The following is a 19,656-nucleotide window of genomic DNA, read 5'->3' as shown; positions in this document are numbered from 1 at the left end:
GGAGAGGAGATGGGAAATATGAAAAAAACTATGTTAGTAGAAGGTATGTCTTGTAACCATTGTGTAATGGCAGTTACCAATGCACTTAAGGAATTAGAAGGGGTAACTGATGTTCAGGTGGATTTAGATAGTAAAAAGGTGGAAGTTTCTGGAGAAAACCTAATGGATGAAAGTTTAAAGGAAGCAGTAGAAGAGGCAGGTTATGATGTAGTAGAAATTAAATAATAGTAGGTGAGCTTATGAATGAAGGCAAAAAGAAAGCAGCAATGAAACTCAAAACTGTAAAAGGGCAAATAGATGGAATAATTAAGATGATAGAGGAGGATAGGTACTGTATAGATGTGTCTACCCAGATATTATCTGCCATAGCCCTATTAAAAAAGGCCAATATAGATGTATTAGATGCCCATATTAGGTCCTGTGTAAAGGATGCCATATTACAAGGAGAAGAGGAAGGTCAAGAGAAGATAGAGGAGATAATTACTGTGATAGATAAATATATAAAATAGCCAAGAAAACTTGTAAAGTTTTCTTGGTTTTTGTTTGAATTGGATTTTGGGTACATATAATTAAGAAACTTAATCTAAAAATATATGATAACATATAATAAGGGATTCAAAGATGCTCATAAATGATACAAGGAGGAATTTATAGTGAAAATATTGATAAAAAATGCTAATATAGTTACTCCTTATGAGATTAAGAGGAGTAGTAGCCTAGTTATAGAAGATGGGAAGATCATTAATATATGTAAAGGCCTATGTGAAGATGGATCCTTTGACGATATTATAGATGCGGAAGGGAATTACCTATCCCCTGGCTTCATAGACATTCATAACCATGGAAATTTCGGTCATGATTTTATGGAAGCGACTTTTGAAGCCTTTGATATTATGGCGGATTTCCATATTAAAAATGGAGTGACTTCCTTTTTAGCCACCACCATAACCCAAAAGGATAGTGCTATTAGAAGGGCTTTAATAAGTGTTGGAGAATATATTGAATCTGGTAGTAAGGATTCTAAAATCAAGGCCCAGATGTTAGGAATATACTTGGAGGGGCCCTATTTTGCAGTAGAGAAAAAGGGAGCCCAGCCAGAGGAATATATTAAAACTCCAGATATAGGAGAGTTAAAGGAGTTTATAGACCTTTCCAAAAACAATATCAAAATAGTGGCTCTAGCTCCTGAAATAGATGGGGCAAAGGAGGCTGTTAGATTCTTAAGGGAAAAGGGAATAACTATATCAGCAGCTCATACCGTTGCAACCTATGAGGAAGCCAAATTAGGGATGGATATGGGAATAACTTTAATAACCCACCTATATAATGGGATGCGGGACTTTTCCCACAGGGAACCGGGAATAATTGGAGCAGCTTTGACTGATGAAAGAGTAGCTTGTGAGCTTATATGTGACGGAATCCACCTTCATGTAGGGGCTATGGAATTGGCAGTAAGGATGAAGGGGAAAGATGGCATAGTATTGGTATCGGATGCCATGATGGCTACAGGCTTAGAAGATGGAAAGTATGAGCTAGGAGGTCAGGATGTATACGTCAGGGATGGAGCAGCAAGGTTAGAAGATGGAACTTTGGCAGGTTCAACCCTTACCTTGGATAGGGCTGTATATAACATGGTCCATCTGGTTGGAGTTTCCCTTGAAGATGCAGTTAGGATGGCCAGCTTAAACCCTGCAAGGGTTATTGGGGTGGAAAGGACAAAGGGAAGCATTGAAATAGGAAAAGATGCAGATTTAATCGTTTTTGACCGAGATATAAACATTTTAATGGCTATAGTTAAGGGTAAAGTTAGAAACTGTAGATAAAAGCTATATCATTTAATATATCATTTGTTGATGTGGGGAAGAATCAGCTTTACTAAGTCATTGACCAAGGATACTTCCTTATCAGAACATCGAAGTAAAATGGATAAAAGTTCTTGTAAATCTCCCTTTGGATTGGAATCATAGCTATTATCGGCTGATTCTAAAACGGAAATATTTTGAGCTGTTGAATCATAACTAAAATTATTGCCAAAGAGAAGATAATCTGTGGACATATGAAGAGCCTTGGAGATTTTAGCCAAAGTTTCCAGGCTCATTTTCCTTTCTCCTCTTTCGATTTGCCCTATGTAAAAGGACGATAGTCCTACAATTTCTGCAAATTTTTCCCTTGTCAAATCTAGCTTTTCTCTTTCCGTTCTTATTCTTGAACCTATTTCTTTAAAATCTAACACATTCTTATCCATTCTGTCACTCCCTTATGTTAACTTTAATATTAAATTTTCAATAACTAAATATGCTAAAAGCACAAAAATAAGGTTGCCAATAAGCATGAAATATATTATGCTATTAATAGAGTAAATATTATCGTTTTGTTCTAAGGGGGGGAAATTTTTTTGATTTTCAGAATTAATAAGCTAAGGAATAAAATATCTGAACAATTAAATAGAGAAGAAACGGATTGGCAACATATTGAGAGACTTAGTAAGGAACTTGACTTACTCATATTAGAATATTTGCATAACAAAGAAAAGTTAAAAGAAAAATAATTTACAAAAAAGCTCACCTCTAAAGTAGAGTATCATAAAATATTGATTTTTATAGAAAAAATGGTTATAATAAGAAAAGTCAAGGAAAGTCAAAAACCTTTTAGGGGTGAGCTTATGGAGTATAAGGACTACTATAAAATACTAGGTGTAAATAGAAATGCTAATCAAGAGGAAATAAAAAAGGCTTACAGAAAATTAGCAAAAAAATACCATCCCGATTTAAACCCGAATGATAAGGAAGCACAGGAAAAGTTTAAGGATATTAATGAAGCTTATGAAGTGCTAAGCGACGAGGAAAAAAGAAAGAGATATGATGCTTTTGGAAGTAACTTCAATTTCAACCATGGTCAGCATTTTGATCCATCACAATTTGGATTTGGAGGCTTTAGGAACGGTAAATTTACATTTACTAGGGGTGCTAATAAGGGATTTAGCGATTTTTTCAATATGTTCTTTGGAGACCATAATTTTGGGAAGGATATATTTACTAGGGATACAAGACAAAGGTATGAAGCTCAAATAAATATAACCATAGAGGAAGGTTATAAGGGAACTACTAAACCCTTATCCATTAGAATAGGAAATGAAACAAAATCCTTGTCGATAAAAGTACCAAGGGGAATATTGCCCGGGAAAAAAATAAAGATTCAAGGTGAAAAAGCTGGAATAAATGGCGATATACTAATAAAGGTGAATTTTATCGAAAATGAAGGACTAGTATTAAAGGGTTTAGACCTATATAAGAAGATAAATCTATATCCTTGGGATGCGGCTTTAGGCACGGAAACAATAGTTGAAGGTATAGAGGATAGATTTAAAATAAGAATTCCAGAGAATATGGAGGCTGGGAAAAAAATCAGAATACCTAAGAAGGGATATAAGGATTCTAATGGAAACATAGGGGATTTATATGTTGAAATAAATATAATAAATCCCCCTAAATTAACCGAAGAACAGAAAAGATTATATGAAGAATTACGACGGATTCAAAACAATAGTTAAAGTTTTCCTGACTTGATAATGGAAATTAATAATAATAGGCCAGCTAATCCTGCTCCTAGATAACCTACAATTCCTATGGAGGAAATTCCATATATTTTAAGACCTACATTTGCATTTATTACTAAAGAAGAGCTTACTAATAGTCCCGTAATTATTATGGCAAATATAAGCCTATTAACCATTTTGTTTAGTTCATTAATATTTTCTTCTACATCTTTAAATTCCAAGCCCAACTTCAACCTTCCTTCTAATCCTGTATTTATGAAGTCGACAACTTTGGAGGATAGTTGGAGGGTTGATTTAAATGAGGTATATAGAAAAGTGATTATTTCTAACAAGTCCAGGTTTTTAACCTTTTCTCTAATTATCCGGTTCTTGAAATATGGGAGTGCTACTTCCATTATGGTTAGTTCATCATTTATTTTAGCTAATACAGCTTGGAGGGTCATTACCCCTTTAGTCAATAACACAATATTATGGGGCATGGTTATATTATTCTTTTTACAAACCCTTAGTATCTCATCCAAAATTTGCGGTATATCATAGTTGTGAAAGGGTACATCTATGTAGGTATTATATAGGTTATCTACATCCTTATATAACTTATCTAAATCTATGGAACTTTTTATAATGCCTATTTTTAAAATGGATTTAACCATAAGGTCTAAATCCTTAGTTGCAACCCCTTCTAATAATTCATTCAATTTTTTCCTTAAACCCAAATCTAGGCTTCCCATCAGACCGAAATCAATATAGCTGATGGCACCATTACTAATTAATATATTTCCTGGATGGGGGTCAGCGTGAAAAAAACCATCTTCAAATACCTGTTTGAAATAGTTATAGATTACCTTATTTGCTATATCTTCTATATCATAGCCTGCTTTTTTTAAATCATCTATGTTGTCGATTTTAATACCAGATATATAATCCATAACTAAGACCTTTGAAGTACAGTATTCCCTATAAACATTAGGAACACGAATAAATTTTATATTCCTATTGTTTTCTTTAAACTTTATTATGTTGTTTATCTCTTCTATGAAGTTTAATTCTTTTTCTGCGGCCTGACTAAGTTCATCTATTACCTTTTTTACATCTACTATTTCCTTAGTAGTAAAATTGATGAAAGGGGATAACTTCTTTAATATATGTATGTCAGCTAACATCTTTTCTTTTACAAAGGGTCTTTGCACCTTTACTACTACTTTTTCACCGCTTTTTAATCTAGCCAAATACACCTCGGAAAGGGAAGCAGAAGCAATAGGAACTTCATTAAAGTCTAAAAATATTTCATCTATAGGGAATTTCAATTCTTTTTCTATAATTTCTTTCATTATGGAGAATTTTTGAGGGCGTACATTATCCTGCAATTTTTGAAACTCATTTACATATTCAATAGGCAGTATATCAGGCCTTGTAGACAATATTTGGCCTATTTTTACAAAGGAAGGTCCTAGTTCTTCCAATGCTAGCCTTAGTTCCTTAGGGTCCTTTATTCCATTTTTAAATCCATGCTTTAATGCTACAGAGATAATCTCTTTAAACCTTTTATTAGCATAGTTGTTTTCCATATTAAGAAACCATCTTGCATTTTCAAGATGGTCTTATCCCTCCACATTAAATAATTTTACTAATATTTTTCTTATCGATATTTTATTCCGTTTTTAAATTGCTTTTTCACTTAGATAGAATCAATTTGTTTGAGCATCTTAATATTCATCAATAATTATACCATATATTATAATATACCCCAATTCAAAAATAATTTAATATTCTATTGATAAATAATACGAATTTTATTTTAAAAAAGTGCTGGTTCTTGCAAGAACCAGCACAGATTATATTAATTTACTGGACTTAATTACTAAAAATCAACTTCATATCCATAGTAAGTGCAAACTAACAATTTTTCCATTTCTTCAGGAGTGATTGGTCTTGGATTGGAACCAGTACAAGCATCTTCTACAGCTAGTTTGGCAATTTTTGAGACTTTTTCTTTAAATTCTTGTTCATTAATTCCAAACTCCTTTAAGGTTCTAGGAATGCCTAATTTTTCATTAATTTCATTTATCTTATTACATAACGATTTTACACATTCTTCATCTGTTCCAGAAATACCTATACTATTGGCGATATCTACATAACGATCTTTTGCATTCTTCTTATTAAATTGGATTACATAAGGAAGATATATTGCATTAGCACAACCATGTGGAATGTGTCCTGTAGAAAAAGCTGCTCCTGTTTTATGTGCCATGGAATGTACTATACCAAGTAATGCATTTGTGAAGGCCATACCCGCTAGGCATTGTGCATAGTGCATTTGTGCTCTTGCTTCCTTATCTCCTTCATAGGAATCTAACAAGTATTCTACAACCATTTGAATAGCTTTTATTGCAAGTGGATCTGTAAATGGACTATTAGCTGTTGATACATAAGCTTCGATGGCATGGGTTAAGGCATCCATTCCCGTATGAGCTACCAATTTTGGTGGCATAGTTTGAGCTAACTCGGGATCAACGATTGCAATATCTGGTGTTATATTATAGTCTGCCAAAGGATATTTTACTCCTTTTTCATTATCTGTAATGACTGAAAATGCAGTTACTTCTGTAGCTGTACCAGAAGTAGATGGAATAGCAATAAATCTTGCTTTTTGTCTCAAAGTTGGTAAAGAAAATGGTTCAATAATGTCTTCGAAAGTTAAGTCAGGATATTCATAGAATACCCACATAGCCTTAGCAGCATCTATGGGTGAACCGCCTCCCATGGCTATAATCCAATCAGGCTCGTATTCCCTCATGGCTGCTGCACCTTTCATGACTGTTTCAACGGATGGGTCTGGTTCAACATTTTCAAATAATTTAGTTTCAATTCCAGCTTCCTGTAAATAGTTAATAACCTTGTCAACAAAACCAAACTTCTTCATTGACCCGCCGCCTAAAATCAATATGGCTTTTTTGCCATCTATGTGCTTCAATTGTTCAAGGGCATTTTCACCATAATATATATCGCGTGGTAAGGTAAACCTCATTATGCCAATTCCTCCTTTTGATTGTTGAATATTTATTATAAAACTTTGAAAATTTAGAGCTATGTAATCTTTTAATTTATTGTTTATATTGAGCATTTTAAATTAGGCTTGTACATTCCATTATTATCTACGTTTGTTAATTTTTTACCACGTGATAATATCATATATTTACTTAAAAATCAAGAACAATTTCGAAAAAATTGGTAATTTTTTATTATACATATATTTTCAATAAATTTTGTAAATACATACATAAATACTACAAAAGACTACTAACTGAACCAATGACTTTATTAATTCTTTAATATTACTAAAAGTAGCATACTAAGCAAGGATATCTAAAAGTAAGCCTTTAATATCTTCTAATCTTTTTAGGATTTTGATCCTATTTTCTTCAATATTTAAGAAGTCCTTAGTTAATTCATCTAATTCATTATCTACCTTCTTCACTAAAGAATATACTCTATGGCGACCTCTTCTATCTAAGGAATTCTCTTTATAAAAAACATGAGAATTGTTAACGGTTACATCTAAGAACTCCTTTACCAATTTTTTATACTCAATTAAATCTTCGATAAATAATTTATCCCTTAATTTTTCTGATTGAATTTCAATTTTATCATACAAGATTCTTAATTGTTCCCTAATGCGCTCTTGCTCTATTTCCATCAATTTATTTTTGAAGGTTTCACTTACCTGCTTTCTATTGGCAGATTTTATATTGTCAACGGGTTGTAAATTATCCACACCAACTTTTTCTATCCTTACCATAAAGTCACTCTCCCTTATTATTCTATTATATAATATCGGCAACTATTATGTAAATTGTTGAATGTTTTATTTATTATATTTATTTAAAGAATAATAAAAATTTGTCGATATACTAAATGAGAATATTTAAGAGGATGGTTATATGGAAGCTATTAATTTCAGCACTAAGAAAAATATAGTAGATGCTTATGGCTTGGCTCCTACCCTTTTTTATGATGTAGAAGGAACCCTTGTGGAGAAGAAAGGCAAGGATATAACTATTGAAAAGGTCTTTGAGGACAAAAAAGTTCTCTATTCCTTAAGGGTAAGGGAAGAAGTTAACCAGGTGCTAGGGGAAAAGGTGCTAATCAATAAAGAGAATATATTATCCATGAAGGTAGAAGAAGTGGAAGAAGAGAAGGAAAATTCTATAGGTTATAAGGAAGTCATGGATAATATGGGAATTGAGGATTCAGAAGAAAATATTAGGGCTATAGAGCATTTGTTAGAGAACAATATTCCAATAACCAAGGAGAATATATTAGCTTATAATACATCCAAAAAATATCTAGAAGAAATAATAAAGAATTTAGATTTTGAATCCTGCATTAAGCTAATGGAAAAGGGCATAGACTTGAAAGGGGATTCTCTTCAGAAAATTGCAGAGGCCCTGTTGGAAATAAAAGAAGATAAAGGATTGTCCTTCAAGGAGTTAATAAAATTAGATAGGAAATTGAGCTACAAGGAAGCAGAGTCAATAGCCAAGAAGATTTATGGCAGGAGAATGGGAAAAGATGTCTATGATAGTATAATAGCTTTACATAAAGAGGGAATCCCAATAAATAAAGAAAACATTGAAAGGGTCATGGAGGTAATAGATAAACTTTACGATTTAAAGGATTATAAAGAGGAAACCCTAGTAAGATTTTTTAAAGAAGATCTGCCCTTTAATATCGACAATCTCTATAAATATAAACATTCTTATAATAATAAAAGCTTAGAAAGGAATATTTTATCTCCAGTATATGAAGTATATACTATAGAAAAGGAAGAAATCTACAATTATATATTGGAAATTTTAAAGAAGTTAAATCTCGATGCAAAAAGCGAAAATATCCAAATGATCAGGGAGTTTCTACTAAATGGAATCGAGGTAACGGAAGGGAATATTCAAAAATTAATGGATATGAAAGCTGCATTAAATGAATTGGTAAATAAATTGGATTCAAATAAAGTAGCTTTCTTAATGGAAGAAGGAATAGATCCATTAAAAGAAGATATATTCCTATTAGTGGAAAAGTTAAAGGAAAAAGATGGTAATGATAATGACCTCTCAGAAAAATCATCGGATATATTAAAGGAAATAGAATCCTTGAAGGCTATTAGCGATAAGGAATTGCTCAAATTGATTAAAAGCGGAAAGGATTTTAAAATAGAAAATTTAAAAGAATTAATTACCACTGATATTCCACCAGAGGACTTGAATGGGAAGGTCATAGAAAAAGTAAAAACCCTATCGAATATATTCAATACTTTGGAAGACCTGAATTCAAATACCATAGCCCTAACCTATAGAAGGTTTAATGCTATTACATTGAATAACCTATACTTATCTCACTTGGAAGTGGCTGCAAAAGAGGAAGTTGTAGTAGAGCCTATAGCCAAAGTGGAAGAAAACTTAATAAGACAGGAGTATTTAAATGCTAAGAACAATACCACATTGAGCCTAATAAAACAAAGCATTAAAGAAGGAATAGCCCTTGAACATATGCCATTGGAAGAATTGAATCAGTATATTGATAGGAAGATAAATAGGTATAGGGAGGCCCAAAGGTTAATAAATGAAATAAAGTATTTAAAGGGGAGAGAAGAATCCTTAATATCTACAGTATTGAAAAATGATTTAAATATGTCTATAGATAAATTAAATAATATCAATTCCCTATTGTATAGGGCTAAAGGACTCGGCAGCATATTTAATGAGGTCTTAAACAACAAGGATAGTTACAGCAAGGATTTACAGGAAAAGATTGAGATATTGGAGACAAAGATTAAGGAGTTTTCCAGCTCATTGAAAAATGGCAAACATGAAATCAAAGAAGAATATAAGGAAACCTTGAATGCTATTAAGGATTTGAGTAGCTCATTTAACTCTAATGGTTCTAATGAAAGGAATAAGGAAGATAGATTAATGCAATTAGATGAATTCCTAAGCTTACAAAGCCATTTATCCAAGGATGATTTAGTGTTCCAGCTTCCAATATTTATAGATGGAACTTATAATAATATAAATTTGATAATTCCAAATGTTAAAAAGGGAATTAACAAGAATGATATGGTGTTTTACTTCAATATGGATTTAAACAATTTAGGGCAGACGAGATTCAATATACAGATAAAGGGCAAAAAAATGTATGTGGATTTTAATTCGGATAAGGATGAAGCAATAAGGGAAAATGCGAACTTATTAAAGGAAGGCCTTGAAAGGATAGGCTATACTTTGGAGGAGCTTAAAGCTAATGAAGAACTTAGGTGATAATCAAAAGATAAGATTGGTTACTAAAAATCAATTGAAGAAGGCCTATGAACGAAAAAATGTGGAAAGTAAAATAGACATTAAAGAAGAATTAGTTTTGGAGAGTATTGAAAAGGTTCCTAAGGAGTTGTTTGAAATCCTTGGAGAAACCCTATCTTTTATAGAAAAGGTAAATAAAATGGAGGGTGAAAGAGATGAGAATAAATAATAATATACCTGCTTTGAATACTCATAGGATGTTAGGTTTAACTAATAGTAGCTTGGAAAAGACCTTAGAAAGATTATCGTCTGGGCGAAGGATCAACAGGGCTTCCGATGATGCAGCGGGCCTAGCCATATCTCAAAAGATGGAAGCACAGGTTAGAGGTCTTAGACAAGCTTCAAGGAACTCTTTAGACGGTATTTCATTAATTCAAACAGCAGAAGGGGCTTTAAATGAAGTCCATGCTATGCTTCAAAGGATGAGAGAACTAGCAGTACAAGGAGCCAATCAAGTATATGAGAAAGACGATTTAAAAGCCATTGCTGATGAGTTGAAAGAGCTTACAGAGCAGATAGATAAGATAGCCAGGGAAACTACCTTCAATGGAATATTCTTGTTAAAGGGAGAACTGTACTCAGGCGATACAGAAGGAAAGTTAAGACTCCAAATTGGTGCTAATGAAGACCAATATATTGACGTTGATATGAAGAATATAAATATTACTGTTAGCGAAGATGATGAAGGTTTAAAAATTATTAACGAAATAATTGTAAGGGATGGTTCTGGTTTTAAAGTAGTTGATGGAGAACAACTGGACTCATCAAAATTTAGTAAAGCAATAACAATCTATGACAATGCAGTAAAACTGGTAGCTTCCTATCGTTCCCAATTGGGAGCTTACCAAAACAGACTAGAACATACTATTAAGAATGTTGATAATACAGCAGAAAATCTGACTGCTGCACAATCTAGAATTGAAGATGCTGATATGGCTCTTGAGATGAGTGAATTCGTTAAGCTAAATATACTACAACAGGCAGGAGTGGCAATGCTTTCTCAAGCTAACCAATTACCTAAGACCATGCTCCAATTGTTACAATAGGAGATGATTAGATGACTGATATTAATGAATTAAAAAAGAGGATTTCCACCACCAATGAGGCAGGCTTAATTGCCATATTATTTGAAAGGTTAATAGGGAATTTCAAGAATTGTATATCTGCCATAGAAGAAGGAGATTACGATAAAATAACGGAGTTAAACAATAACTCTAGGGCCATATTAACTGAATTAACAGTTCAATTCAGTGGAAATGATGAAATTTCTTCAACCTTACGGGAAATTTACCTCTTTATCAATAAAACCATGACTGAAGGCGAAATAAAGAAATCCATATCCTCCTTTGAAACCAATATTAAGGTAATTATGCCTATACTGGAAGGCTTTCAAGAATTAGAGGTAAGGGAAAAGCCAAGAGCAGTAGCAGGCTTAATCTATGGAAAGAGTAATTTAGGGGAATATACGTTAAGAGAAAACAAAAGTTTTGAGGGATAAAAAAAGCTGTGGAAATTTCCACAGCTTTTTTGCTATGTAACCGTGCACCCAGCTTCGCCGCCATATCCCAAGCGTTACCTGAACAGTTAGCTCGGAATAGGCACCCCTGCGGCACACGAAAGTGTCTACTTACCGCTGCTTCCTCCCGGACCTGACGGGGTTCATAGATTTCCGTTGCGCAGGACCCATTCGTCAACGCCACTTATTCAGGGCAGACCCTGAAATATAAACGCCTAGACTGGGAATTCGATCCTGCTATAGCGGATTGCAGGTTACAGGGCACCGCTACCTCCCCATCTAGCACGGTAAAAATTAAAATGGCGGAGAGAGAGGGATTCGAACCCTCGATACCCTTTTGGGGTATACACGATTTCCAGTCGTGCGCCTTCGACCAGACTCAGCCATCTCTCCACAGTCAAATAATATCTGCTACAGATTTATATTATACAGAAATTATTCAAATATGTCAACCATTACTTTTGAAAAGGATAAAATCCGTAATTTCCAATTTATAATTTATAATAGGTCATTATTCATAACCACCATTAATTTAGTGTAATTATTCCTTCCTTCTGGTATAATATATATATTAATAATTAAGGGTGGTTGTATGTATCAAGCATTATATAGACAATATAGGCCAAGAACTTTTGATGAAGTTTTAGGGCAGAAACATATAACGACAACATTAAAGAATCAGATTAAAAAGCAAAACATTGGTCATGCCTATTTGTTTTCTGGGACTAAGGGAACGGGTAAAACCTCTACTGCTAAAATATTTTCAAGAGCAATTAACTGTTTAAACCCAATTGAAGGCAACCCTTGTAACAAATGTGAAATATGTAAGGGCATATTGGATGAATCCATAATGGATATAATAGAAATGGATGCTGCGAGCAATAATAGCGTAGATGATATAAGGGAGTTAAGGGATAAAGTAGTTTACCCTCCTTCTCGTACCAAATATAAGGTATATATAATAGATGAGGTTCATATGCTGTCAAAGGGAGCTTTTAATGCCCTATTAAAAACCTTGGAAGAACCGCCTAAACACTTAATATTCATATTGGCCACTACTGAAAAGGAGAGACTACCTCAAACCATCCTTTCTAGATGCCAAAGATTTGATTTTAGGAGGATTACAACAAAGGATATTGTAGCTAATATGAAGAATATATGTAACCAATTGAATATATTCGTTGAAGAAAGGGCCTTAAAGTTAATAGCAAGAAATTCCGATGGAGCTATGAGAGATGCCCTAAGCCTTTTAGACCAATGTATATCCTATAAGGGTGAGAAATTAACCTATCAGGATGCATTGGACGTATTGGGAATAGCCAATACGGATTTATTATTTTCCATAGTGGAGGACGTAAAAGATAATAACCTGCACAGCCTTTTATTTAAAATAGATGATCTAATACAACAAGGCAAGGATGTAAACCAGTTTATTAAAGATTTAATACTTCATTTTCGAAATCTATTAATCGTTAAAACATCGAAAAATGCTATTGATTTGTTAGATTTGGATGAGGAAGTTATTGATCAGTTTATACAACAAAGTCAAGATATCTCACTAGATTTCATACTAAAATCCTTAGATATATTGAATAAAAGTGAAAACCAAGCTAAATGGGTTACTCAACCTAGAATAATACTTGAAATGGCTATGATAAAACTGGTAAACTTAGAAGATGAGATGAATTTAGAGGAAAGGATTAAGAGACTAGAAGAAATTATCAATACTGGACAAATTGAGATTAGCAAACCAGTAGCAGCTAAAACTGTAGAAAAACCTAAAAAGAAGTTGGAACAGTCACAAATGGAAGAGGAAACTATAGAGATAGAACCAATCCAGCCTCTCGATAGCAAAGAAGAATTGTCTTTGGAAACTATAAAGAAGGAATGGAAAAAGGTATTGACTTTTGTAAAGGAAAAGAATATTAGAACCCATGCTTTTTTAATAGAAGGAAAGGTAAAATCCTATAAGGATGGTAACCTATTTATAGCTTATAAAGATGGTTATGGAATTCATAAGGAAGCTATGGAAAGGCCTAATAATAAAGAACTTGTAGAAAAAATTACTTCCTCCTATTTTAATAAAGATATAAGGATAAACTTCATAATGGAAGATAGTTTTGAGGAGGAAATAGAAGAAGAGAATAAATTCCAGGGAGTCATTGACTTCTTTGGAGAGGATATTGTTGAAATAGAATAAAATGAAAGGAGAATCAATATGGCAAAAGGCAGATTCCCAGGAATGGGTAATATGGGAAATATGATGAAACAGATGCAAAAAATGCAGAAGCAAATGGAAGAATTACAAAAACAGCTTGAGGAAACTGAAGTAGAAGCTAGCGCAGGAGGCGGAGCAGTTATTGCTAGGGCCAATGGAAAAAAGGAAATTATATCTATTACCATAGACGAATCGGTTGTAGATCCTGATGATGTAGAAATGCTACAGGATTTAGTATTAGCTGCTGTAAATGAGGCTTTAAGAAATGCTGAAGAAATGGTAGCTAAGGAAATGAGCAAATTGACAGGAGGTATGAATATACCAGGCCTGTTTTAAGGGAAGGTTGATTTGAATGGACTACTACGCATTGCCTATAGCAGATTTAATAGAGCAATTTTCTAAACTCCCAGGCATAGGGAAAAAAACGGCCCAAAGGCTAGCCCTATATGTTTTAGAAATGGATCCTTTAGAGGTAGAAAAGTTAGCCAATTCAATAATAAATGCTAAGGAGAAAATTCATTACTGCAAACAATGTTTTAATTTAACGGATGATGAATTTTGTAATGTCTGTAAAAATCCTAATAGAGATGAAAGTACAATTTGTGTTGTTGAAGGGCCTCGAGATGTGGTTGCTATGGAGAAAATAAGAGAGTACAAAGGACTTTACCATGTGCTCCATGGGGTCATATCCCCTATTAAGGATATAGGACCTGATGAAATAAGAATAAAGGAATTACTAGACAGGGTCTATAATAAGCAGGTCAAGGAAATAATATTAGCTTTAAACCCAACGGTAGAAGGTGAAGCTACATCCTTATATATTGCAAAGCTATTAAAACCTTTAGGAATAAAGACCACAAGAATTGCCCATGGCATACCAGTAGGAGGAGATTTAGAATATTTTGATGAAGTAACCCTTTCTAAGGCTATGGAAAATAGAAGAGAACTATGATGCAAAGTAGATATTTGTCTACATCAAATAAACTCCTTTCATTTTTCAAATGTTTGAGAAGGAGTAAATAAAGTACTTTTAGGAAACATGGTTTATTAGGGATAAGGAAATACCCTGTAGGCCATGTTTTTTTATTAGGAATTTTAAGGTGAAAAGGAATAAGGGATAAGGTTTAAATTCAGTAAAATCAATGGATTGAGAGATTGAATGGAAAAGAAAATGGAAGAGGAAATGGACAAAATCCCCCCTTAATCCTTCCCCCTAAACCCTCAATCCTATAATCATTTTATTTTCATTTTTTGACCTAAAAATTTAGGAATGAAAGGACTTTAAGGAGTAAAGATTAAGTGAATAGGAATTAAATGGGAAATTGGCAAGGAATAACAAGCCAGTGTTTTCAAGGGTTTGAGGGGGATTTGTGAAAGGAGTTTATTTGAAAAAGGAAAGAAGTTTGTTTGGGTTACATATAGTTAGGATTAAGGAAAAAGGGGTAAGGAAAATAGGAAACATTTTGGGCTTAAAATAGGGGTTAATTAGTTGTTGCAAAAATAAAATAAAGTAGTTTTATAAAAAGGGATAAGGAATAAGGGAAAGTGTTGAGAATACAAGGTTTAGATAAGGTTTTAGGATAAAGGTATATGGTATTTAAAGGTAATTTGTGAAAGCAATTTATTTACTTTTTCTATACAACATAGGCCTTTTTTTCTGTTTCAAAAAATAGCATGGTTAAAATTGTAAGAAACAAAAAAGTCCTTTTATCGCAGAAAAGTAATTGCAAAAAGAAAATAAAGTTCTTGTATTAGGATTTTATTCACATTTTATGAAACAAGAATGGGGATAAATCATATGAAATATAACAGTAATGTGAATAAAAGGAAAAATAAAATAGGACATTATTTTATTTTTACAAGAACTTGGCGTATTTTTTCTGTTTATAATATGATTAGTAAAGAATTTAAAAACAGAAAAGTTTCTTTCGTGAAGGATTAAGTTATATTAAAATGGAAATAAAGTGGTATTATGGGATAGGTTTTTAAATTAATAAATTTAAATTTGGAGATGTGGGTTTATGAATTATATAAATATTAAATCAAAAATAAAAAACTTAATTGATAGAAAATCAGAAGGTGAATATTGGGATTTTAAACAGGAATGGCATAAAGATAATGAAAGATTATTACATGATATCCTTTGTTTTGCAAATACAGTGCATGATAAGGATTGCTATTTAATAATTGGTGTATCTGATTCAGGTGAAATAGTTGGTGTAGGTGAAGAAAACAGAAGAAGGCAAGCAGATATACTGGACTTGCTTTCGAATACAGTTTTTGCTGGTGATAATATTCCTGAAGTTCGTTTGGATACAATAAAAATTGAGGGAAAAGAAATAGATGTTTTAACCATATTCAATTCATATAATGTGCCTTTTTATTTGAAGACTAGGGGTAAAAAATACAATAATATTAGAGAAGGATATATATACACAAGGATTGGAGATAGGAATACTCCCATAAACCAAAATGCAACTATACAACAGATAGAGATGCTTTGGAAGAAAAGGTTCGGATTAACACAACCTCCATTATTACAGATAGCCAAAAGATTGGAGAATAAATTAGAATGGTCACAGAATGAAAATACTTACTATAATATTTATAAGCCTGAATTTAAGTTAGAAGTAGAATATGATGATGAATATGATAGGGATGCAGGTGAATTCTATGTATATTCTCAAAGAAATTCACGATTTATGTATAAAAATCTAAAGATAATGTGCAGTGGAACGGTGTTAAAAGAGTTTCAATTAGTTGTGCTTGATAGTGGGAGGTATGAAACGCCTGTGCCAAGATGGGGCTTTGCAGGTTATGATGAATGGGGGCATAACCATAAATTCACATACAAATATTTTTTAAAAGATAGCATAGATTATAAATTACAGCAGTTTCTTTTTGATGAAGAAAATGAAGAAGAGGTATATGCAAAGAGAAGGTTTGATGAGGTAGTTTTATATTTTGAAAATGAAGAAGAAAAGTCAGAATTTGAATTTTATGTTGAAAACAAACAAGACCTAATTGAATCATATATAGTCGAAGCAGACAAGAGATATTATAAAATTGATATAAGTAATGAATTTTATGCTAAAGAATGTAAGCGTAGGTTATCAACAGGATTGACATTAAACAGAGCGTTATATGAATTTAGGGCATTATATAAATGATTAATTTAAAGATTTAATATATGTTTAAAATATAATTGTGAACGCTAAAAAATGGGGAGGATTTGGTAATGTTTTATAACTATCGATTAACATTTGAGTTAAATAGAATGGTCGATATTTATGAACATGAATTCAAATTCACTATTTTAAGAAGGGCTTTAGAAAGCATTAATGATACAAAGAAGAGACAATTTATATATATAATAATAAATGCTTTAAATAATACATGTAAGGCCATACTTGATGTTTGTAATGATTTTAGTGAAAGTCAGAAAAAACTAATGATAGATAACTTTTTTGAACAATATCTAAAATATTTGCAACGCTATAATTATTTTATTGGTGATATTGTCTCTATATTTAAAGATACATATAGGGAGAATCTTCAATGTCAAATATTTAATCATTGGAATAGTATAATTGAAAAGAAAAGTGATACTGTTACGGAGAAAAGTTTTCTTGAAGTTTTTGATGATATACATGAAAGTTGTATTTCTAAATATGAAAATATCTTTGTAAAAAAGTTAGGGGATTTAAAAAATTTATATAGAGCGCAAAGAGGTAAGCATTTTAATAATTACGAAAGAATGATTCCAAAAGAAGAATATGCAAAAAAAATAGATGGAATCCTGAAGGCGTTGCTTTTATTTATTTATGTTTGGATGAGGAAGTTAAGCAGTACGATGAAGTTATTAATTTTATAGAAAAAACTTGTTTTGAAGAGATAAGATTAAAAAAGGATGAATATGTAAGTATATGTAAATTCAAACCTGTAAAAAGCGATGGTAAAATTATTAATTTGTGTTATGAAGATATAGGTTATGATGAAATAGATGGAAAATCAGAGGAATTTATAAATACAATAATTGAAGTGAAAGTGAATGAGATTCTTACTAATAAAAAATATCAAGAAGAAATAAGAACTAGCCTGAAAAAAGAAGAAGCAATTAAGAAAATTATAGAGAAAGAGATGAAAGATAAACAGATAAGGTCTATAATTAGGAAAGAAACGGAGATTTACTTGGCTAATTTAATTATGAAAAGCATTGATGAAGCGGTTTTCTTACCAGTTGATATTGAAGAAGACCCAGAACTTAAAGCATATGTACCATTTCATTATCTAGCGAATCATTTAATCAGCAAAGGCTATTCAGGAATATTGTATAGAAGTACACGGATGAATAAGATAGGGTTAAAAGGAAAGAATTTAGTTCTATTGTATTTGTCAACCGAAAACTGTACCATATTTCAATCGAAAACTGGGCCAGTTGAAATAAAAAATTAATTGCTCTTTTCTAACCACTCTCTGGTTTCTTTTATTCTGTAAGATTCACCATTCATATTTAACACATAGGATTTATGGGTCATCCTATCAATTAGTGCAGCTGTTAGAACTGCATCATTAAATATTTCATTCCATCTATCAAAGGATAGGTTTGTAGTTATTATGGTTGATTTTCTCTCTGCTCTTAATGAAAGAAATGTAAATAAAAGCTCACTACCTTCCTTGTCAAAGGAGATGTATCCTAATTCATCTAAAATTATTAGGTCATATTTTTCAAATCTCTTCTCAAATGTATATAGCTTTTTATCACTCTTGGTTTCCTTAAGCTCGTTTATTAAGGATGCGGCTGTGGTGAAAAACACCTTATACCCCTTATTACAGGCATTAATACCAAGGCCTATTGATAAATGGGTCTTTCCAGTGCCAGGGTTTCCTGCTAAGATTATGTTTCTGCCTTCTTCTATGAATCTTAAGGTTTTAAGCTCTTTAAACTTCTTTTTAGCATCTTCAGGTAGATAATCTACCTGAAGTTCATCTAAGTATTTTTTGTATGGAAAACGAGCATTTCTAATCCTGTTTTTCCTACCATTTTCCATTCTCATATCATAGGCTTCCATGAAAATGTCCCTTAAAAGCTCTTCATAGGGCTGATTTAGCTTGTATGCTTCTTCAATCTTCATCCTTAATCCCTGATTTATTCCTGGTATCTTAAGCTCTTTAACATATTCTTTGATTTCACTTATTATCTCATTCAATTTTCATAACCTCCCACCGAATTTAGTTTAAACATCTCATTTAAAATTGAAATTTGCTCCAAAGATGCTTTTTGTATTGATATATCTTCACTTCCCAAAGGATTATCCATAGTGGGAGATTTGAAAATTATATTTTTGATATTGTCTGTATTTACCATCTCTACCTTGATTTTTTCTAGTTCTTTTATGGCATCTAACACACTTTCTAAATCTTTTTCTTTTATCAGTTCTAAAAGTACTATGAAATCCTTAGGATTATTGGTATAATATTTTTGATATACTTCTTGAAGTTCTGGAGAGAGCTGATGTCTACCTACACAAGAATGCAGCGCTCCAGGCTTCTTTTTTAATGTATGGATAAAATGATTTATGTCTACTGTCCAGTTGTGATTTAAGTATGATCTTTTATGGCTTGCTATTAGCTTATCTTTGTAGAATATTTCTATTGTGTCTGGATATATTTTAGCCATCACAAATTTACCTACAAGGTAATCTGGTACTGAATATTTGTTTTGATCTATATTAATTACGCTATATTTATTAACTCTAACTTCTATTCTTCTAGCTGTATCGTAAGATGGTTTTAAAGGTAGTAGATAATCCAATTCTTTCCCTAGGATATCTTTTGGACTCTTGTTTTTTAACCAGTTTCTTTCTCTAGAATTAAGTTTATCTAGTGTTTCTTTTAGGTGTTTGTTTGCTTCCTCTACTGAATCAAATTCACTTTTACTTGAGAAAACCTTTCTCCTGACAAATTCTATTCCTCTTTCTACATGGCCTTTTTCATTACCACTAGCTAC

General features: G+C 32.2%; 21 protein-coding genes, 1 tRNA gene and 1 other RNA gene. 15 read left to right on the top strand and 8 right to left on the bottom strand.

Features of this window, described 5'->3' with window-relative positions:
- The first annotated feature begins 18 nt into the window (after positions 1–18).
- From BLV68_RS11765 to nagA, 3 genes are all read left to right on the top strand, one after another.
- The gene (locus BLV68_RS11765) at positions 19–225 is read left to right on the top strand and encodes a copper ion binding protein (RefSeq protein ID WP_093754062.1); all 207 of its coding nucleotides are present in this window, start codon (positions 19–21) and stop codon (positions 223–225) included.
- Positions 226–239: 14 nt separating this feature from the next.
- Positions 240–509, top strand: coding sequence for a metal-sensing transcriptional repressor (locus tag BLV68_RS11760; protein ID WP_093754060.1), 270 nt, complete (start codon positions 240–242; stop codon positions 507–509).
- A gap of 144 nt (positions 510–653) precedes the next feature.
- Entirely contained in the window at positions 654–1,823 is a 1,170-nt protein-coding gene (gene nagA, locus BLV68_RS11755; RefSeq protein ID WP_093754058.1) for an N-acetylglucosamine-6-phosphate deacetylase, read from the top strand.
- A gap of 20 nt (positions 1,824–1,843) precedes the next feature.
- Here nagA and BLV68_RS11750 read toward each other — a convergent pair whose 3' ends face one another.
- Positions 1,844–2,245 carry a helix-turn-helix domain-containing protein gene (locus tag BLV68_RS11750; protein ID WP_093754056.1) on the bottom strand — a complete coding sequence of 134 codons (402 nt, stop codon included), beginning with the start codon at positions 2,243–2,245 and terminating at the stop codon, positions 1,844–1,846.
- A gap of 150 nt (positions 2,246–2,395) precedes the next feature.
- Here BLV68_RS11750 and BLV68_RS15505 point away from each other — a divergent pair, with 150 nt between their 5' ends.
- Complete coding sequence (locus BLV68_RS15505; protein ID WP_159428689.1) at positions 2,396–2,548, top strand: hypothetical protein; 153 nt, start codon at positions 2,396–2,398, stop codon at positions 2,546–2,548.
- 114 nt (positions 2,549–2,662) lie between these two features.
- Positions 2,663–3,550, top strand: a complete 888-nt coding sequence (locus tag BLV68_RS11745) for a DnaJ domain-containing protein (RefSeq protein WP_093754054.1) — start codon at positions 2,663–2,665, stop codon at positions 3,548–3,550.
- Here BLV68_RS11745 and BLV68_RS11740 read toward each other — a convergent pair.
- The 3 genes from BLV68_RS11740 to BLV68_RS11730 form a co-directional block, all read right to left on the bottom strand.
- Positions 3,547–5,124, bottom strand: a complete 1,578-nt coding sequence (locus BLV68_RS11740) for an ABC1 kinase family protein (RefSeq protein WP_093754052.1) — start codon at positions 5,122–5,124, stop codon at positions 3,547–3,549. The genes BLV68_RS11745 and BLV68_RS11740 overlap by 4 nt on opposite strands.
- Positions 5,125–5,417: 293 nt before the next feature.
- Positions 5,418–6,590, bottom strand: a complete 1,173-nt coding sequence (locus BLV68_RS11735) for an iron-containing alcohol dehydrogenase (protein ID WP_093754174.1) — start codon at positions 6,588–6,590, stop codon at positions 5,418–5,420.
- A 321-nt stretch (positions 6,591–6,911) separates the two neighbouring features.
- Entirely contained in the window at positions 6,912–7,358 is a 447-nt protein-coding gene (locus BLV68_RS11730) for a YaaR family protein (protein ID WP_093754050.1), read from the bottom strand.
- 142 nt (positions 7,359–7,500) lie between these two features.
- On the opposite strand from BLV68_RS11730, the gene BLV68_RS11725 reads away from it, so the two are divergent.
- The 4 genes from BLV68_RS11725 to BLV68_RS11710 are packed head-to-tail and all read left to right on the top strand — an operon-like array spanning position 7,501 to position 11,410.
- Positions 7,501–9,873 (top strand): DUF6240 domain-containing protein, encoded by a 2,373-nt coding sequence (locus BLV68_RS11725; RefSeq protein ID WP_093754048.1) that lies wholly within the window; start codon positions 7,501–7,503, stop codon positions 9,871–9,873.
- Complete coding sequence (locus tag BLV68_RS11720) at positions 9,857–10,081, top strand: hypothetical protein (protein WP_093754046.1); 225 nt, start codon at positions 9,857–9,859, stop codon at positions 10,079–10,081. Before BLV68_RS11725 ends, BLV68_RS11720 begins: the two co-directional genes overlap by 17 nt.
- Positions 10,068–10,958, top strand: coding sequence for a flagellin N-terminal helical domain-containing protein (locus BLV68_RS11715; protein WP_093754044.1), 891 nt, complete (start codon positions 10,068–10,070; stop codon positions 10,956–10,958). The genes BLV68_RS11720 and BLV68_RS11715 overlap by 14 nt, the downstream gene beginning before the upstream one ends.
- A gap of 11 nt (positions 10,959–10,969) precedes the next feature.
- Complete coding sequence (locus BLV68_RS11710) at positions 10,970–11,410, top strand: flagellar protein FliS (protein ID WP_093754042.1); 441 nt, start codon at positions 10,970–10,972, stop codon at positions 11,408–11,410.
- A gap of 40 nt (positions 11,411–11,450) precedes the next feature.
- Here the strand turns inward: BLV68_RS11710 and ffs are convergent.
- Positions 11,451–11,716, bottom strand: an RNA gene (gene ffs / locus BLV68_RS11705) — signal recognition particle sRNA large type.
- Positions 11,717–11,728: 12 nt separating this feature from the next.
- Positions 11,729–11,821 (bottom strand) — tRNA-Ser (locus BLV68_RS11700).
- A gap of 199 nt (positions 11,822–12,020) precedes the next feature.
- Between BLV68_RS11700 and dnaX the strand changes: the two genes are divergently transcribed.
- The 6 genes from dnaX (at position 12,021) to BLV68_RS11670 (ending at position 18,101) form a co-directional block, all read left to right on the top strand.
- Positions 12,021–13,628, top strand: a complete 1,608-nt coding sequence (gene dnaX / locus BLV68_RS11695) for a DNA polymerase III subunit gamma/tau (RefSeq protein WP_093754039.1) — start codon at positions 12,021–12,023, stop codon at positions 13,626–13,628.
- 18 nt (positions 13,629–13,646) lie between these two features.
- Positions 13,647–13,982, top strand: coding sequence for a YbaB/EbfC family nucleoid-associated protein (locus tag BLV68_RS11690; RefSeq protein WP_093754037.1), 336 nt, complete (start codon positions 13,647–13,649; stop codon positions 13,980–13,982).
- Positions 13,983–13,998: 16 nt separating this feature from the next.
- Positions 13,999–14,598, top strand: a complete 600-nt coding sequence (gene recR, locus BLV68_RS11685) for a recombination mediator RecR (RefSeq protein ID WP_093754035.1) — start codon at positions 13,999–14,001, stop codon at positions 14,596–14,598.
- Between the two features lie 1,069 nt (positions 14,599–15,667).
- Positions 15,668–16,816 carry an ATP-binding protein gene (locus tag BLV68_RS11680; protein ID WP_078054678.1) on the top strand — a complete coding sequence of 383 codons (1,149 nt, stop codon included), beginning with the start codon at positions 15,668–15,670 and terminating at the stop codon, positions 16,814–16,816.
- A 68-nt stretch (positions 16,817–16,884) separates the two neighbouring features.
- On the top strand, positions 16,885–17,520 hold the full coding sequence (locus BLV68_RS11675) for a hypothetical protein (protein WP_093754033.1): 636 nt from the start codon (positions 16,885–16,887) through the stop codon (positions 17,518–17,520).
- Positions 17,475–18,101, top strand: coding sequence for a hypothetical protein (locus BLV68_RS11670; protein WP_093754031.1), 627 nt, complete (start codon positions 17,475–17,477; stop codon positions 18,099–18,101). Before BLV68_RS11675 ends, BLV68_RS11670 begins: the two co-directional genes overlap by 46 nt.
- Here BLV68_RS11670 and istB read toward each other — a convergent pair.
- Both istB and BLV68_RS15500 read right to left on the bottom strand, forming a co-directional pair.
- Complete coding sequence (gene istB, locus BLV68_RS11665) at positions 18,098–18,856, bottom strand: IS21-like element helper ATPase IstB (protein WP_243641318.1); 759 nt, start codon at positions 18,854–18,856, stop codon at positions 18,098–18,100. The two genes, BLV68_RS11670 and istB, sit on opposite strands and share 4 nt — an antisense overlap.
- Positions 18,853–19,656: Mu transposase domain-containing protein (locus BLV68_RS15500; RefSeq protein ID WP_407702385.1), on the bottom strand; the 804-nt coding region annotated here is incomplete at its 5' end. The genes istB and BLV68_RS15500, both read right to left, overlap by 4 nt.

Origin of the sequence: Tepidimicrobium xylanilyticum (assembly GCF_900106765.1) — a bacterium.
Taxonomy (GTDB): domain Bacteria; phylum Bacillota; class Clostridia; order Tissierellales; family Tepidimicrobiaceae; genus Tepidimicrobium; species Tepidimicrobium xylanilyticum.
The sequence above is the reverse complement of the archived record's forward strand: the minus strand, read 5'-3'. Positions and strand labels throughout refer to the sequence as shown.

Bases quoted from the DNA above. Each gene is read 5' to 3' on its own strand.
- BLV68_RS11765 (WP_093754062.1), top strand. From the start codon at position 19: ATGAAAAAAACTATGTTAGTAGAAGGTATGTCTTGTAACCATTGTGTA.
- BLV68_RS11760 (WP_093754060.1), top strand. From the start codon at position 240: ATGAATGAAGGCAAAAAGAAAGCAGCAATGAAACTCAAAACTGTAAAA.
- BLV68_RS11750 (WP_093754056.1), bottom strand. From the start codon at position 2,245: ATGGATAAGAATGTGTTAGATTTTAAAGAAATAGGTTCAAGAATAAGA.
- BLV68_RS11745 (WP_093754054.1), top strand. From the start codon at position 2,663: ATGGAGTATAAGGACTACTATAAAATACTAGGTGTAAATAGAAATGCT.
- BLV68_RS11740 (WP_093754052.1), bottom strand. From the start codon at position 5,124: ATGGAAAACAACTATGCTAATAAAAGGTTTAAAGAGATTATCTCTGTA.
- BLV68_RS11730 (WP_093754050.1), bottom strand. From the start codon at position 7,358: ATGGTAAGGATAGAAAAAGTTGGTGTGGATAATTTACAACCCGTTGAC.
- BLV68_RS11725 (WP_093754048.1), top strand. From the start codon at position 7,501: ATGGAAGCTATTAATTTCAGCACTAAGAAAAATATAGTAGATGCTTAT.
- BLV68_RS11720 (WP_093754046.1), top strand. From the start codon at position 9,857: ATGAAGAACTTAGGTGATAATCAAAAGATAAGATTGGTTACTAAAAAT.
- BLV68_RS11715 (WP_093754044.1), top strand. From the start codon at position 10,068: ATGAGAATAAATAATAATATACCTGCTTTGAATACTCATAGGATGTTA.
- BLV68_RS11710 (WP_093754042.1), top strand. From the start codon at position 10,970: ATGACTGATATTAATGAATTAAAAAAGAGGATTTCCACCACCAATGAG.
- dnaX (WP_093754039.1), top strand. From the start codon at position 12,021: ATGTATCAAGCATTATATAGACAATATAGGCCAAGAACTTTTGATGAA.
- BLV68_RS11690 (WP_093754037.1), top strand. From the start codon at position 13,647: ATGGCAAAAGGCAGATTCCCAGGAATGGGTAATATGGGAAATATGATG.
- recR (WP_093754035.1), top strand. From the start codon at position 13,999: ATGGACTACTACGCATTGCCTATAGCAGATTTAATAGAGCAATTTTCT.
- BLV68_RS11680 (WP_078054678.1), top strand. From the start codon at position 15,668: ATGAATTATATAAATATTAAATCAAAAATAAAAAACTTAATTGATAGA.
- BLV68_RS11675 (WP_093754033.1), top strand. From the start codon at position 16,885: ATGTTTTATAACTATCGATTAACATTTGAGTTAAATAGAATGGTCGAT.